We start from the raw sequence: 15,938 nt of genomic DNA on the forward strand, positions 1-15,938 counted from the left end.
AGACAAATATTTTCCTGGTTTAAAAATTTTTTTAAATAATTCAAATTTATTTTAAAAGTAAAAAATTTTTCAAAAATAAATATAATTGACAGCTAATGATTATTAGCCTATAATGGAATTAAGAAATATTTCTTAGGAGGTCTAATGAATACAAAAGAAAAAATTTTGTCAAAATCCTTGGATTTATTTTCCAAATATGGATATTCAGATATGTCTATGGAAAATCTTGCAAAAGAAGTTGGCATAAAAGCTCCTTCTATTTACAAACATTTCAAATCAAAAAAAGATATTTTTGATACTATCGTAAAAGATGCAATGATTAGAATAGACAATCAAATTGATGCTGTGGATGATTACAAAATAATAAAAAATAATCAAAAAACATTAAATATAGAAAAATTATCTATAGATATTTTTAAATACTTACTTCACGATCCCTTTGTTTCAAAAGTCAGGAAAATGTTATCTATAGAAATGTACAAAAATCCGCAAGCCATGCAATTTTATGTAGAAAAATTTATCCATAATCCAATGACAAAACAACAAGAAATTATAAATTATTACGGGCTAAGCAAATTTGCTGATTTGAAAGTTTTATCAACAATCTTTTATTCTCCGATTTTACTTGCAGTAAAATTATACGATGCAAATCCAGAAAAAGAAGATGAACTTATAGAACTATTAAAAAAATCCTACGAACAATTAGAAAAAATTATTATATGAAAATTTATTTTTAATATTTCAATTACTAAAAGGAGGAATTATGAATTTAAATAATAAAGTCAAAACATACGGTGTAGAAAAAACTTTAAAATATGTTCACAAAGATCCAGAAAAAAATTTAAAAAAAGCAATTGATTTAGCAAAAAAAATTTCGCCAAATGATTATAGAACACAAATAGAAACAATAGATAAAGTAATAAAAGATCCAGAAGATGTTTACCATAAATACATATTAAATATGCTAAACACAATAGACCCCGAAGTATTCGACAAAACAATTATAAATTTTCTATTAAATTCAGTCTTGTTCAGTGAAGATTTGAAAAAAGAAAGTAGAAAAAAATATAAGTGTAATATTCCTTGGACAATTCTTCTAGATCCTACAACAGCCTGCAATTTGAAATGCAAGGGTTGCTGGGCAGCAGAATATGGAAATAGCCTAAATTTATCCTACGAACAAATTGATGATATAATTTGTCAAGGAAAAGAAATTGGAATCTATTTTTACATTTTTACAGGCGGAGAACCACTTATAAGAAAAAAAGATATAATAAAAATTTGCGAAAAACACAATGACTGTGAATTTTTGATTTTTACAAATTCAACCCTAATCGATGAAGAATTTATTGGCGAAATGCTTAGACTTAAAAATATAGTTCCAGCAATCTCAGTAGAAGGAGAAGAATTTACAACCGATGCAAGAAGAGGAGATGGAGTTTATAATAAAGTTATAGAAAAAATGAATTTATTAAAAGAAAACAAACTTCCATTTGGAATATCATGTTGCTACACTTCCCAAAATTATAAATCAATAATTAGCGAAGAATTTGTAGACGAAATGATAGAAAGAGGCGCATTATTTGCTTGGTACTTCCACTTTATGCCAGTAGGAAAAGGCACAGGAAAAGAACTCTTGCCAAAACCTGACCAAAGAAAACACGTCTACCATCAATTAAGGAAATTTAGGAAAACAAAACCACTATTTTTCTTAGATTTTCAAAATGATGCAGAATATATCGGAGGTTGCATTGCAGGAGGAAGAAATTACCTTCACATAAATGCAAACGGCGATTTAGAACCATGCGTATTTATCCATTATTCAGACTCAAATATAAAAGAAAAAACCCTAGTAGAAAGTCTACAATCCCCATTATTTATGGCATATCACGACGGACAACCATTTAACGAAAATATGCTAAGACCATGTCCAATGCTAGAAAATCCAAATTTATTAAGAGATATGGTAAAAAAATCAATGGCAAAATCAACAGATATATTAGAAAAAGAAAACGTAGACGACTTATGCGACAAATGCGAAGACTACGCAGAAGATTGGAAGCCAGTAGCAGAAGAGTTGTGGAATAATTAAACTCTAAAAAAATTCGATTTAGCAAAACTTATTTAAAAATAATAATAAAAAAAGTGCCTTAATGGCACTTTTTAATTTAAAATAAACTAATCATATAATCATAAATCACTAACTAACTTATCACTTTTTAAATTTATATAATTATCAATATTTTTTTTATGCTTTTCAAGAATTTTATTAATATTTAAAATTTTTTCTTTATCAATTACAGACTTATCATAATCGACATTCCTGAATCCGTATGACTTTATTTCTTTAAGTATTTCTTTATAAGTTACTAAAAAATAATCAATTAATCTTACATATTTAATATTATTATAAAAATTAAAAAAAGCAATTTCTTTTTCTAAAATATGGCTAAGTCTTTTAGTTTTATTTTCTATTTCTAATCTTAAATTTTCTAATTCCTTTTTTTAAGATAAGAATATAAAAAATCAAAATATTCTTTATCTATCATACTTTTAAATTTTTTAAATTTTACCAATTCAAAAATTTTTTTAAAAATAAATATAAAAAGTGGACCTAAAATAGCTACTATTAAAGCTTGTAAAAAATCATGAAAATTAAAATAATTCATCAAACAAATCATCCTGACTATCAAGATGGGTAACAAAACCAATAGGAATCTTGCCATTTGTTGCATCAATAATCTCCCTTGCCCCATCTTTTTCAAAAGCCCCGCAAAGCTCAATTACATCAGCAATCCCAATTAAAGATTTAGCAACCACTTTAGCCTCATCCAAATTTCTAACACCAATAATTTCAGCATTATCATTTTTTCCAATAGCCTTTCTATCAATACTAGAATCAAAAGGTCCCATAATTAAATAAACAAATTTCATTTTTTTCTCCTTATCTTTCAATATCATACCATCTAGTTTAGTAAATAAATAATGAAATGAGCTGACCCAATCCATTTACATTCTAGATTTTGGGATTAGATTATATCATCTTTTTCATTTATATTTTATTTTAAATTTTTCAAATAGATGAAACAATTCATCCTGCAACCTATCAGTTTGAAAATCACAATTTTTATACTATTCGAAATTTTACCTCATAATCAATAAAAATGTTATCTTCTTTAGTATTAGTATATATTAATATATTTTTTATTGAAATCTATACATATCTACATTCATGTGCAGGCTATAATATTTAACATTATTATAAATAAAAAATCCCCCCCTTACTTGGGTGTCTAGTAAGGAGGGCACATATCAAAGATTTTTAGGTCTTAAAGTTATAAGCTTTTAGTATAAAAGCTTATCTATACGCTAGATTAACCAGCTGAGATAAATAGATTATTATTTCATAGAGAAGTTTGTTATCTAACCCAAATAATCGTATTATCCTCATTAAACGGAAAATCGTTAAAACGCAATATTTCTTTTTCATTTTCAATATATGCGCACTTTAGAATTTTATATTCATTGTTGCGTATTTTCTTATAATAATCAAACCCTTCTCTGCAAAATCCATATGAAAGTCCCTTTGATAAATTTACATTAATATCGACTGAATATTTATCTTCCCATATAATCCAACTTTCTCCATTTTTAGGATAAAAAATTCTTATTGTATCAACTCCATTTTTCTCTTCAAATAATTTAAAATAATTTCGATATAATTCCTCACGGTCACTAATTATCCTATTAAGTTCCTCAACATCATAACTATCACAATCTATTGATAGTTTGTTTTTTTCAAGCCACTTATCAAGCACTGCTGTTCCCAAAGAAATTGAAAAATCATTTTCCTTATCAAACTTACATAATTCCATTGCCAAAGTCAACACAAATTTTCTGTAAATATTATTGTAATTTTTATCAAATAAATGTTTTTTCAAATTCAAAACAGATAATCGACTAAATACGTATTTTACGATTTCTTCATCTATCCCTTCAGTAGCATTAATAGTTTCTTGAACAACATCATTCCATGAAACATCCTTATTGCGCTCACTTATATAATTTTCAAGTTTTGATTTTAAAATATCCGTAATTTGACCAACTGCACAATCAATAACTTGTGAAACAATACTCTTTAACATTATTTTTACTTCTCCTGTACATAAATCATTTTTAATTATGCTATACAATAGCAGTATCTTCAAGCAACTAATATAATTCTTTAAACCATGTCCAAACAACCTCCCACAAAAACGACAGAAGGCTTTTAAACAATTTACCTAAATTCAACAACTCCATTTTGAACCTGCTTTTTCAGCTTTTTATTATCAAAATAGTACCATTTCGAGAATTTTGCTAAGTCAAAATAGCCAAATAATGTGTTTTTAACAGTTTTACAGCAGTAACATATTTTCTCTTGTCATTACCATTTTTCTTTTCCAAACGTACGATATATCTCAAATCATTCAAAATACTAGATTCTAATTTTTATAATATCATTACATCCACTAATTATAGGACATTTTCAAATATTTAGTCTCGTTCCAGTTCCAGTACCGGAAAATGAATAAATTTTTTGTACCAAATTTGTTCACTTAACCTTATCCATTAAATCCATTACTCTAGCTTTTATATTTTCTAATTCAATTGACAATTGTTGTTTAGCTATTTTTGTTATTATTGAAGTATGACCAACTGCATCTCTAACAGGTTTATATATGTCAGATGATCTACTTAGCGCAGGATCTTTATTTTTATCTGATGCCTTATCAATAAAATTTGACAAATATTTCATATCAAGATAGTAGATATCATCCATTGATTCTCTTATATCATAACTAATGTTTGCTATTCCCTTATTCTCTTCTTCTCTTTTCTTCCATTTACTAGCTTCTCTGGTAGCTTCTTTAGATAACTCCATTTTATTATAAACTATATATTTTCTTAAGAGATTTTCAGCTATAAAACATTCCACATACGATGGAATATTATATTCCGATTCAGTAGATAAAGATTTAACCCAATCTTCAACAAGTTGATTTTTATTAACTTTTTTATAATCACTATTATGTCTATGAGTTTCTTTCATTTCCTTGATAGTTGTATTAAATAATTCCTGAGCTTTTCTCTTCTTAGGTGTAATCTTCATATTATCGGGATCACCATCATCTCCTTTTTCACGCCTTAAATCATCCCAATCATTCATTATATTTTTAAATAATCTTTCAACTTCATTGAGGAATAGTTTATAATTTTGATTATCAGAAATAATTCCTTCTCTACTACTTGTAAATATATCCTTTGTATCACCTGAATCCAAATCATCAAAATGAATTTGACCATACACATAATTTTCAACGATTCTAGATGTTGGGATATGTCTCAGTATGTCTTTTTCCCTTAGTCTTCCATTTACAAAAAGATCAATCGTTACCTTTTCTTGTGTGCCACGAATTTTAAGTTTTGATGGTTTGTTAACCGATGCAATATAACCTTTAAAATTAATATTTGATTTTAATATTTTTTTCTCAATATCTGAAGATAATTGATTAATAAATGGATCCTCTATATCATTTATTATCCAAATAAACTGGGTATCTTCTGCTAAGCTCTTCAACATTTTCTCATCAATTTTTTCGCCATTAACATATATATTAAAATTTTCATCTAATAACGAAAATCTAAAATATAATGCTACTGATTTTTTAATATAATCAACAGTATTAGTTATTCCTTCGTTAACATTTTCGAAAAAAATATAAGTTCCTTTTTCTAATTTATTTATTGATGTTAAAACATCAGATGTAAGGTTCTCAAGTACATATTCCTGTGAATTTAAATCATCGTTAATCGCTTCATCTAAGCTAGAATTATCAATAACACCTCCTACAAAATCAGTTTCTTTTGTTTTAGATGCTACGTGGATTCGCTGAGCACAAGATAATAAAGCCAATTTTCCTATGCCTTTTCTTCCTATAAAAGGTCTCCCACTTTCCGTCTTATAATCACCATTTTTCCTCTTTGAATAACCAATTTTTAAAAATTTATTTTGAAAATCCATGTATGTCATTCCAATGCCATCATCTATAATTTCCATAGAATTATTATTTTTATTGATATTTATCCACACATTTTTAGAATCTGCATCCCATGAATTTGATATAGCTTCACCTAATATTGTTATAATATTTCTATATAAATTTCTACCTAAGTGGTTTAATACGCTTAATGAAATGTTAAAAGTAAAATTATTTTTCATTTGATTTACTCACTTTCTTTTTCATAACTTGATCTTATACTCAAGCCTATAATTTCTCCTAATCTGGGTGGAACAGCGTTCCCTATGTGTCTAGCTATATTTTTTAATATAACCTTGCTACCTTTTGGAACAAATGAATATGAATTAGGAAAAGTTTGTAATATTGATCCCTCTCTAAGTGTTAATGCTCTATCTTGCTCTGGGTGACCAAATCTTCCAGTTCCATATCCTATAAATTGTGTTGTAATAGTCGGTGATACTTCATCCCATTTCATTCTACCATAAACAGAAGAATAAGAACGACCAGTTTCTTTTTTATGGCAATTTAATATTAAATTTTGCGGCCAATCTCTCCAAGTTCCACCAGGAACAGAGTGTTGAATTCTCTGTAGATTTATTTGTGATAGGGCAGATGTTACGTGCAAACTATCATCATTGTTAATTTCACCAGCTCCAATTTTAGGCAAATTATATATTGCATCTCTAACTGTAACAGGAATTTTATGAGTAGGTTGAATAAACTTAATCTTCATGTCTCTTGAAGCTATGAGCAATAATCTTTTCCTTCGTTGAGGAACACCATAATCTGCAGCGTTAACAATTTTATAATCAATATTATAATTACAATTTTTTAATGTATCTATAAAGTCATTAAAGACTACTTCTTTTATTAACTCAGGTACATTTTCCATAGAAACTATATCAGGTTTAACTTCATTAATTAAACGTCCAAATTGATAAAGTAAGCTCCAATCCTTGTGTTTTTTTCTATTATTTTTATCTTTTTGATGCATAGAAAAAGGCTGACACGGAGCACATCCAGCTAATATTTTTATATCATATCCAAAAAATAATTCTTCTATCTCTTTAGCAGTTATATCTTCTATGTTCTTATTAATAAATTTTGCGTTATTATTATGTGTATATGAATATTCACATGTTTTATCTAAATCAAATCCGGCAATTACATTAATACCAGATTTTTCAAGACCGCATGTTAATCCTCCTATACCGCAAAATAAATCAATAGCTCCATATCTCATAAATACCTCCTTATTTTTAAAAACACACTTATATTTATAGTATTTAATAAGGAATTATTACTTCCACTTACAATCTATAGAAATAATAGTAGTAGGCATACCTATTATTTGTATATCAAACTTTAGACTTGTTTCTACTTTTGTTGCTGCATTGTGTATTCTAAAGCTAAATTGCCAACCTCTATCAAGGTATAGTTCCAAAGTATTTTTGCTTCCTGGTCTAAATTCTAAGCTTACAATTCTTGTTGGTAACGAAGCTATTGGTAACTTGACACTTCTTTTGCGTTTTATGCCTTCTTTATTCAAAGTACCTCTTAGGTTATAGCTTTGAACTTGTGTCATTTGTTTACTGTCAATACCAATTACTTTATAAAAATCAAACTCTCCAAGAAGATACTCAACCATTAATTTTGGGATGTCTTTCCCATAAACATTATTTTGCCTATCTATTTCATCCTTAAAAGCATTTAGAAGTGGTAAATAAACATCAGCTTCTTTGCTAGGAAGATCTCTCCATTTTGATCCTTTTGCCTTTTCATCTTCTAAATAATCAAAAATAGGCTTTATATCTTCCCAATATTTATCAGAGCATTTTATACCGTACCATTTTTCTCCAAAATCTAATCCTTTAGATAATCTACTGTGCTTAACCGCAAAATGATTATGCTTTACACTTAGCCCAATCTCCCATTCTATGCCTTTTCTAATGATTAAAACATCCCTTACATCTCCAGCTTTACCATTTTCATCAGTTTGGATTTTTAGTTCTAATTCATCATCACCATCATCAAGTATTAATGGCTCAAGTTCTAAAATTGTATTAGTTCCTGCTAATGCACTAACTTTATACATATCTTTCTCTGATTCTTCTAAAGTATTCCATGATCTTTCAGCAGCTTTGTAGCTTGAGTTTTTTTCTATTTTTGAAACTCGGTATTTTGATATTTCCTCATGTAGAGTGTTTAGATACGCAAATTCGTAAGCTCTTCCTTTATTATTACTTTTATTACTCATATAAACACCTCTAAATCATCTGCAATTGTTTTGGATAAGAAAATACATTAGGTTCATTCAAAGCTAAATTAATAGCTTTTGCCATCTCATATGCCAAATTTACTGGAACAGCATTTCCTATCATCTTATAGGCATCATTTAGATTTGTATAATAGAATTTAAAATCATCTGGAAATCCTTGTATCCTTGCACATTCTCTAACAGATAGTCTTCTATATAACTCTTCCTTACCTGGTTCAAATATTTGCTTATTCTTATCTTTTTTAATCATTTTAGGAGCTTGAGGATGCAATTGACATTGTCTACCAGAAGCCTGAACAGTAAATGCTTGTTCATCCCAATCGCGCACTCTATTTCTGCTCATAAATATTGGAGAGTATGCTCCTATAAAATATTCATGATTTGAGAAATTACAATTATCACCATTAGTTTTGTTCTTTTCTAAAGCTGGAATTGCGTTATCTTTTAAGTCATAAATGGCGTCTCTAAATGTCAACTTATAATCGTATGGTTTAGGAGGTAAATCAAAACTAATATTCAAATCTTTTCTAAATCCTACATAAAAGATTCTTTTTCTATCTTGTGGTACTCCATAGTCACTTGCATTTAATAAATGTATAAATACATCATATCCAGCTTCTTCAAACTGTGAAACTATATTTTCTACTGCAGAGTTGTGTCTTTTTGCCATCATTCCTTTTACATTTTCAGCAAGGAAAAATTTAGGTTTCTTATCTTTTAAAATTCTGATATATTGATAAAATAGTTGTCCTCTAGGATCATTAATTCCTTTAAGTGAGCCTGCTTCACTCCATGATTGACAAGGTGGTCCACCTATTATCCCATCACATTCTGGAAATTCATCTGAAGGTATTTTACATATATCGCCTTTTATCAATTTTGCTTCATGGTTTTTTTCATATGTTTCCCAAATAGTTTTGTCAAATTCATTGGCTGCCACTATCTCATAACCCGCCTTTTGAAATCCTAAATCTAGTCCACCTGCTCCTGAAAACAAGCTAATCAATTCCATCATTTATCTCCTCTGTTTCAAACTCTACACATTCCATCACATCTGATATATCACAATTCAATGTATTACAAATTCTTAAAAGCACATCTGTAGTAACATTTTGTCCATTTTTTATTTTATAAAATGTACTTTTACTTACTTGTGCGTCATCCATAAGTTCAGTACTTTTCATTTCTAAGTCTATAAGTTTTTTAAACAATTTTTTATAACTAAATTTCAACATGAGATATTCGAAACAACTCCCTATATTTATCTATATTGTCTTAATTATACCATTAAACCCATTCTTTTAACAGGCTTTTATTCTCTTATCTCGAACCAATTAGATAATTATTTTCTTAATAACATGGAATGTATGTCCCATATTTCTTTTGCCAATTTTTCTATTTTTTCTCTCATATAATCAATATCTTTCTTATAAATAACACCCCTTGTATTAGTTGCTTTTGCAATCTGGCTTATGTTATTTGTTGCATTTTAAAGTAGCCATTGTAGGTTTCTAAATGGTTCTAGGTCTACAATATAAATTTCTTTTTTCCAACACATATTTTCTAGGAAAATGGGGCATTGTTTTACAATTTGCAAGTTATGTATTCTTTTTCTTCATCTGCTAAATTTATTTTAATTGATTTTTTAAATTTATTTTATACTGGATGTTGCTTTTAATTGTACAACCTATCAAACAAAATCAAAACTACCAGCTAAGCTGGTAGTTTGCACAGCGCCTATAAGGCGCGAATACCGGCACGCCCCTATTGGGGCTGTCGAATATTCCACCACATACACCACTATCACAACTACTGCTTAAGCAGTTTTTTTATTTGTTTTTATTTACTGACTCTCCCGTAAACGGGTCATAGTATTCTTTTATACTTATTTGGTCAGTGTAATAGTCCTCTTTTAATTGATTTTGTATATATTCTTTTATTTTCTTTTCATTTCTTCCCACCGTATCTACATAATATCCTCTACACCAAAAATGTCTATTTCCATATTTATATTTTAGGTTGGCGTGTCTATCGAATATTATCAGCGAACTTTTTCCTTTTAAATATCCCATTATTTGTGATACTGAACATTTTGGTGGGATTTCTACCAACATGTGGACATGGTCTGGGCATAGCTCTGCTTCTATTATTTTTATTCTTTTTCTTGAACACAGTTCTCTAAGTATACTTTCCTATATCTTTTCTTAATTGTCTATATATTACTTGTCTTTTAAATTTTGGTGCGAAAACTATATGATATTTGCCTAGCTTGTATGCGATAAAGTATTTTTATCCATGATTACCACCTTGTTTAATTGTGCATGTGACTATCACAATTATACTTTAAGGAGGTTTTCTTGGTGCTTGAAGCTAAAGCTAGATTTCTCCACCTGCATAGCAGGTGGTTTTTTGTTTCACTCTCTTTTGTTCGCTCAACTCACTTAAGTGGACAACAAAATAAAAAAGACCATAACACTTAAGTTATGATCTAATTTTTTGCCAAATGTAAACCACTTGGAACTATTATTCAATTTATTCTTTTTGACAAATGTTCCCATTTTAATCCCAGTTACAGTTTTTAATCTTCTGTAACCATTGATTTTACAAAGTTTTTTGTTTTTTTGCTACTATTCCCATTCTTCTTTTCCAAAAGTACAATATATCCCAAACCATTCAAAATACTAGATTCTATTTTTTAGAGTATCACCAAATCCACCTAATTATAGGACGTTTTCAAATTTTTAGTCCCGTCCCAGTCCCAGTACCGGTACTAAAATTTATTTTTTATGCAATAATCTCTAACTTCATTAACCCAATTTTCATACCAATACCATTGTCTAGAAACCCATACACCAAAATTATATTTAGGATTTCTTCCATCACGTGATTTCCATAACTGTGTATGATAATGCATAGAAAACTTTGAAAACCCTTCATTTTTCATTAAATTAACTATTTCACTAGGAAGATATTTCTTTTTTTCTACACTTTTTAACAATACTCGTTCAAAATCTTTTGCATCAGTACTATTTGCTGGTACGAATTCAATTGCCCTATCAGCTTGATTAGCCCTATTTACGGAAACAGGTACGTATACTATTTTATAGGAATAGGATAAAGATTTTAACTCCTCGTCGTCTAAATCAGATTCAAACTCTGTTATAAAATTTCTAACATTAATAGGAATATTAATATTGGCTTCATTTCTTAATAATTCTTCTTGATCTGGTGATATAGGGGAGAACTGTATTGCTAAGCTTAAATTATCCCTTATACTATGCTTTTTACCAAACATTTTAGTTAATTCTTTATTATAGTTTAAAGCACAGGCTTGTAATTTAGCTCCAATATATTCATCAATATTGTCTGTCTTCTGATGCTCAATCTCATGTCTTATACCTATTAAAAACTTTAAATTATTAACTGTCCCTTTATCTAGAGGAGATTTCTTCTCATTAATACATCTTTCAAGTTCCCAGTGCTTATATGCTCCATTTTTCGTTCTGTCATATCTTTTTTGCTTTCCGTTCATTTTATAGTATCTATAATCAATTTTACGTTTTCTATAATAGGCATGCATTAAGTAAGTCCATGAAATAATGGCAGTTATGATGAACATTTCAGACTTAAACTTAATTGAAGGATTGTTATAAATTTGTACAGCTGAAATCATTGCCTCTTTTGATTTATCTAATAATTCATTTGAGATTGATCTGCCCATAAAACCTCCAATATAATTATAGTCCTAATACTTCTTTATTCATGATACTAATAGCTTCTTGTTCTTGTTTATAAGCCTGATATCGTAATTCGTTTGCTTCATCTATCAAGTTTAAAATTGACATATTTATTTTATTGTCTTTAAAAATAGGAATAACAACATCTCCAAGTTGTTCCTCTGTGATTTCATTTACAACGGATCCATATATTTGTCTTTTTATTAATTCTTTTCCATATTCAGATGATAACCATATAAAATTCAAACCATGATACGATTCTTTAGATAAGATTCTAATAACGTGATCACTAGATACCCAATTTTCCCAATGTTTTGGTGCCATCATAACTTTCCCTACAGTTCCACTTCTAGTTACCAAGATATCATTTCTTTTAATTGTAATATCACTAATTAATTTATCCGAATAATGTTTTACAGATAAGAACTTCTTGCCACTAGGATCAAGTTGACCTATTTCCTTCCCACCTAAAAATATTTTTCCATTTCCCTTTTCTACATATACTCTTTTAAATCTTCCTGGCAAGATTATTTTTTCAGTAATTTTTTCACTATTTAATTTTATTAAATTAGCATTTTTGCTTGAATATTTTTCAATCACATCTACTAAAGGGAGATGATAATTTCCTTCAAGTCTTCCATTTAAATCGCTTAGCTTAGTTGAAAAGGAATTAATATCTTTACTATAAGAAAAAGCTTCTTTCTTTAATTCTTCAATTGGAGGTAACTCTAGCTCATCAATCATAATTTTAGTTGCTTCATCAATAAGTTTATTTGATTCATCTCTTTTAGCATATGATTGTAGAATTAAATCGTCAATTTTTTTCTTAATCATATCTGGAGGGTTAGGAATAGGCATGTTTTTTAATGCTTCTGGTTCAATTTCTAATATTACTGATCCAAATTTCTCTGCATGCAATAAATTTTGTGCAATATCGGTTTTAAGATAGGCATATACATATCCAGGAAATTTATCAATAACTAACCTTATTGCATGTTCACTAACTAAATATTTTGCTAATGACTTATTTACAAAAGTTACATTACCTATAGTTCCAGATCGAGATATCAAAATTATTTCTTCACTCAAAGAAAGCTGTTTAACCATAGGATTATCGGGAGAAACATATTTTATTGGTTTAGGATAAATATCTAACATTTCTGAACTTCCAAGAAACCCTATAGACGTACTATCTATATCGCTTAAATAATTTCTTTTTGCACGTGGTCCATAGTAGCACTCATTAAACCCAATATTATCTGTTCCTAAAGTTATTACTTCATATTTACTATTGTTTAATAGCTGTAATGCATGATCTCTATCTATATTAAATGTTGATGCTTCTAGTCGTTTATCTCTAGTTAAAATATCGCTCAAAGAAACACTAGACCAGTTAATATCATCCTTAGGTACTTCAACTATTTCTATTAATTCTTTTTCTAATTTTTTAGCTGCTGAATTTACCATGATATTCCCTCATTAATCTTCCATTTTCTAAAAATATCTGGTACGAGAATCGTTTGATCATCAACAATTTTCTCTCTATTTTCCATTTGGGCTGTTTTATCTCCTGCTGATGTTTCATCTAATCTATAAACATTTTGTTTTTCAGGAACCATTATCTCGTTTCCTTCATTATCTCTTTTAAAAAGGGTGTTTCCTCTTTTATCATGACCAATTTTGTCAACTATTGCCATATAAATGTTGTAATCAGCCATTTGTCCAGTAGATTCTTCTTTGGATATTTCTTCTTTTGTTTTCTTTTGTAAGATTAACACTGATGTTTGAGTACCATTTCTTGGTTGGAATGTATCTTCGTGTAAATCAATACTTGCAATAATCTTTGTATTTTTTATTAGCCACTCTCTTATATAGCCAGTGCCTGGAGAACCCAACAGAGCATCAGGAAGAACTATGCCCATTCTGCCACCTGGTTTTAAAAATTGATAGCATCTTTCTATAAATAATATTTCAGGGGAAACAGATGATTGATACCTATCAGTCATTGTCCATTTACCTGTTTTTTTATTCTGATTCCATATTCTGGCAAGTTCAAATTGAGATAATATAGCATGATCTTTTATTGGGATCTTACTACCAAATGGTGGGTTGGTTACAATTACATCAAAAAATCCTATATCATAGTGATTTATAATTGATTTTTTATCAATTTGTAGAGCTGATGCTAATCTTGTTTTAAAATCATCTGTCCATTCATGAGGAGGTAAGAGGGAATTTGTTTGAAGAATATTTCCGCTGCCATCATTATTCATAACCATGTTCATCTTTGTCGCTTTTACTAAATCTGGATTAATATCAAATCCATAATAGTTATTTTTTGCCATATCAGAAATTTTATCTTGGAAAGCTTTCTTTTCATAATCATTCCAGTTTTCTTTATCTTTTCCAATATCTTTTGTGAATTCTGACCTTAATTGCTTCATAGCATGAGTCATAGCAGTTACAACAAATCCTCCCGTTCCACAAGATGAATCCAAAACTTTCTCATCAATAGTAGGATTTATCATTTCAACAACCATCTGCATTATATTTCTGGGTGTAAAAAATTCACCACGATCCCCTCTAAGGTAAGCACCAACTATTTCTTCATATGCTTTTCCCTTAATATCTATTCTTGTATTTAAAAGACTATACTTTTGTAATTCGCTCACTATATAGGATAATGTCCTGGGATGTAATTTTATGCTATCATTCGGTTCAAAGATCTTTGCATTTTTCTTTTCTTTTTTTACTCTTTCAAATATCTTTTCTATCCTATTTTTAATGGTTAGTTGACCATCACCATTAGATCTTTCTTCACTTGTTGCATAAAATTCTAATGGTTTGGGAATGTCCCTCTCATCTTCAATTTTACAAAAAATAACTTTTAAAAGTTCAAAAAAAGCAGGTTGTTTTTGCATTCCTTCATTTACATAAATATGGTTATGACATGTTTTGAATGTGAATAACAAATTATCATCTGATGCGTTTTTTAAAGTTGTTCTTTTAGGTCTATTAATATCATCTAAGCTTCCATCAGCTGATGGAATGTCATTATAGTCCATAAATTGTATAGATCCAGAATCATCTATATATTTTTTGAATACAAACTTTTCTTTACTATTTGTCCACATGCCCCATTCTGCATTGGAACAAGCTGACATATATGATTTTAATTGAGCGACCCCATATTTAGAGTTACTAGCTTCAATTTTTTCACTTTTACATTCAATAATAATTTTTATATTTTCTTGTATTTTATCAACTTTTTCATCAGGAAATATAACTATGTCTGCTCTCTTTTTACCAGAACCAATTTGAACTGTATATTCAATGCTTATTTGATCTCGATTATATTTATGTTCGTTTATTAGTCTTTTTTCAATAGTTTGACGTACATATTCTTCTGGCGTATCTTTTCTAAATTTTCCATCTATATAATCACATACCTTACCTTCAGGTATGACTATTACTTTTGATTCCATTTAAAGTTCTCCTTTATTTCTTTGCAATTTAATAAGATCGCCAACTTCGACATTTAGCGCTATACAAATTCTTGCTAATACGTCAAGATCTATTCGTTTTACTTTATTATTTGCATATGAGTTTAATTGACTTCTTTGTAAATTAGCATTTTCTTCAAGCCAATTCTTGCTAATATTTTTTTCATTAAGTACTTCATTTATCGTAAATATAATTTCATTGCTCATTATTTGACCCCCATATAAATATATATATTATATCAAATAAAATAAGTTTCTACAACTGTACATATAGACAGCTCTATAAACTTATACAGCTCATTTCTTTCTTAATAATAGGGAATGTATATCCCATATTTCTTTTGCCAATTTTTCTATT

Annotated in this window: 13 protein-coding genes and 2 pseudogenes; 2 read left to right on the forward strand and 13 right to left on the reverse strand. The window is 28.6% G+C overall.

Annotated elements, in window-relative coordinates; all coding sequences use genetic code 11:
- Nucleotides 1–144: 144 nt before the first annotated feature.
- Together HMPREF3045_RS05775 and HMPREF3045_RS05780 are read left to right on the forward strand one after the other, a co-directional pair.
- The gene (locus HMPREF3045_RS05775; RefSeq protein ID WP_070737811.1) at nucleotides 145–723 is read left to right on the forward strand and encodes a TetR/AcrR family transcriptional regulator; all 579 of its coding nucleotides are present in this window, start codon (nucleotides 145–147) and stop codon (nucleotides 721–723) included.
- Between the two features lie 40 nt (nucleotides 724–763).
- On the forward strand, nucleotides 764–2,092 hold the full coding sequence (locus tag HMPREF3045_RS05780) for a radical SAM/SPASM domain-containing protein (protein WP_070737814.1): 1,329 nt from the start codon (nucleotides 764–766) through the stop codon (nucleotides 2,090–2,092).
- Between the two features lie 563 nt (nucleotides 2,093–2,655).
- Here the strand turns inward: HMPREF3045_RS05780 and HMPREF3045_RS05785 are convergent.
- The 13 genes and pseudogenes from HMPREF3045_RS05785 to HMPREF3045_RS05840 form a co-directional block, all read right to left on the reverse strand.
- Complete coding sequence (locus HMPREF3045_RS05785) at nucleotides 2,656–2,934, reverse strand: DUF6506 family protein (protein ID WP_070737817.1); 279 nt, start codon at nucleotides 2,932–2,934, stop codon at nucleotides 2,656–2,658.
- Nucleotides 2,935–3,419: 485 nt separating this feature from the next.
- Nucleotides 3,420–4,145, reverse strand: coding sequence for a hypothetical protein (locus tag HMPREF3045_RS05790; RefSeq protein WP_218970141.1), 726 nt, complete (start codon nucleotides 4,143–4,145; stop codon nucleotides 3,420–3,422).
- 449 nt (nucleotides 4,146–4,594) lie between these two features.
- A complete protein-coding gene (locus HMPREF3045_RS05795; RefSeq protein WP_070737820.1) occupies nucleotides 4,595–6,262 on the reverse strand; it encodes an ATP-binding protein in 1,668 nt (555 codons plus the stop codon).
- 5 nt (nucleotides 6,263–6,267) lie between these two features.
- The gene (locus HMPREF3045_RS05800; protein WP_070737823.1) at nucleotides 6,268–7,305 is read right to left on the reverse strand and encodes a DNA cytosine methyltransferase; all 1,038 of its coding nucleotides are present in this window, start codon (nucleotides 7,303–7,305) and stop codon (nucleotides 6,268–6,270) included.
- 57 nt (nucleotides 7,306–7,362) lie between these two features.
- Nucleotides 7,363–8,319 (reverse strand): HaeIII family restriction endonuclease, encoded by a 957-nt coding sequence (locus HMPREF3045_RS05805; protein ID WP_070737826.1) that lies wholly within the window; start codon nucleotides 8,317–8,319, stop codon nucleotides 7,363–7,365.
- Nucleotides 8,320–8,329: 10 nt separating this feature from the next.
- The gene (locus HMPREF3045_RS05810) at nucleotides 8,330–9,352 is read right to left on the reverse strand and encodes a DNA cytosine methyltransferase (protein WP_070737827.1); all 1,023 of its coding nucleotides are present in this window, start codon (nucleotides 9,350–9,352) and stop codon (nucleotides 8,330–8,332) included.
- Complete coding sequence (locus tag HMPREF3045_RS05815) at nucleotides 9,339–9,575, reverse strand: helix-turn-helix domain-containing protein (RefSeq protein WP_070737830.1); 237 nt, start codon at nucleotides 9,573–9,575, stop codon at nucleotides 9,339–9,341. The genes HMPREF3045_RS05810 and HMPREF3045_RS05815 overlap by 14 nt, the downstream gene beginning before the upstream one ends.
- 107 nt (nucleotides 9,576–9,682) lie before the next feature.
- Nucleotides 9,683–9,978 (reverse strand): annotated as a pseudogene (locus HMPREF3045_RS09100) (plasmid mobilization relaxosome protein MobC).
- A gap of 191 nt (nucleotides 9,979–10,169) precedes the next feature.
- Nucleotides 10,170–10,637, reverse strand: a pseudogene (tnpA, locus tag HMPREF3045_RS05820) (IS200/IS605 family transposase).
- A 473-nt stretch (nucleotides 10,638–11,110) separates the two neighbouring features.
- Nucleotides 11,111–12,061 (reverse strand): DUF3644 domain-containing protein, encoded by a 951-nt coding sequence (locus tag HMPREF3045_RS05825; RefSeq protein ID WP_070737833.1) that lies wholly within the window; start codon nucleotides 12,059–12,061, stop codon nucleotides 11,111–11,113.
- A gap of 16 nt (nucleotides 12,062–12,077) precedes the next feature.
- The gene (locus tag HMPREF3045_RS05830; RefSeq protein WP_070737836.1) at nucleotides 12,078–13,544 is read right to left on the reverse strand and encodes a restriction endonuclease subunit S; all 1,467 of its coding nucleotides are present in this window, start codon (nucleotides 13,542–13,544) and stop codon (nucleotides 12,078–12,080) included.
- Entirely contained in the window at nucleotides 13,538–15,562 is a 2,025-nt protein-coding gene (locus HMPREF3045_RS05835) for a type I restriction-modification system subunit M (RefSeq protein ID WP_070737839.1), read from the reverse strand. Before HMPREF3045_RS05835 ends, HMPREF3045_RS05830 begins: the two co-directional genes overlap by 7 nt.
- A complete protein-coding gene (locus tag HMPREF3045_RS05840) occupies nucleotides 15,563–15,787 on the reverse strand; it encodes a helix-turn-helix domain-containing protein (RefSeq protein WP_039920572.1) in 225 nt (74 codons plus the stop codon).
- Between the last annotated feature and the right edge of the window lie 151 nt (nucleotides 15,788–15,938).

The sequence above is a fragment of the Anaerococcus sp. HMSC075B03 genome, assembly GCF_001815585.1.
Classification (GTDB): domain Bacteria; phylum Bacillota; class Clostridia; order Tissierellales; family Peptoniphilaceae; genus Anaerococcus; species Anaerococcus vaginalis.

Bases quoted from the DNA above. Each gene is read 5' to 3' on its own strand.
- HMPREF3045_RS05790 (WP_218970141.1), bottom strand. From the start codon at position 4,145: ATGTTAAAGAGTATTGTTTCACAAGTTATTGATTGTGCAGTTGGTCAA.
- HMPREF3045_RS05795 (WP_070737820.1), bottom strand. From the start codon at position 6,262: ATGAAAAATAATTTTACTTTTAACATTTCATTAAGCGTATTAAACCAC.
- HMPREF3045_RS05825 (WP_070737833.1), bottom strand. From the start codon at position 12,061: ATGGGCAGATCAATCTCAAATGAATTATTAGATAAATCAAAAGAGGCA.
- HMPREF3045_RS05835 (WP_070737839.1), bottom strand. From the start codon at position 15,562: ATGGAATCAAAAGTAATAGTCATACCTGAAGGTAAGGTATGTGATTAT.
- HMPREF3045_RS05780 (WP_070737814.1), top strand. From the start codon at position 764: ATGAATTTAAATAATAAAGTCAAAACATACGGTGTAGAAAAAACTTTA.
- HMPREF3045_RS05785 (WP_070737817.1), bottom strand. From the start codon at position 2,934: ATGAAATTTGTTTATTTAATTATGGGACCTTTTGATTCTAGTATTGAT.
- HMPREF3045_RS05810 (WP_070737827.1), bottom strand. From the start codon at position 9,352: ATGGAATTGATTAGCTTGTTTTCAGGAGCAGGTGGACTAGATTTAGGA.
- HMPREF3045_RS05805 (WP_070737826.1), bottom strand. From the start codon at position 8,319: ATGAGTAATAAAAGTAATAATAAAGGAAGAGCTTACGAATTTGCGTAT.
- HMPREF3045_RS05830 (WP_070737836.1), bottom strand. From the start codon at position 13,544: ATGGTAAATTCAGCAGCTAAAAAATTAGAAAAAGAATTAATAGAAATA.
- HMPREF3045_RS05800 (WP_070737823.1), bottom strand. From the start codon at position 7,305: ATGAGATATGGAGCTATTGATTTATTTTGCGGTATAGGAGGATTAACA.
- HMPREF3045_RS05840 (WP_039920572.1), bottom strand. From the start codon at position 15,787: ATGAGCAATGAAATTATATTTACGATAAATGAAGTACTTAATGAAAAA.
- HMPREF3045_RS05775 (WP_070737811.1), top strand. From the start codon at position 145: ATGAATACAAAAGAAAAAATTTTGTCAAAATCCTTGGATTTATTTTCC.
- HMPREF3045_RS05815 (WP_070737830.1), bottom strand. From the start codon at position 9,575: ATGTTGAAATTTAGTTATAAAAAATTGTTTAAAAAACTTATAGACTTA.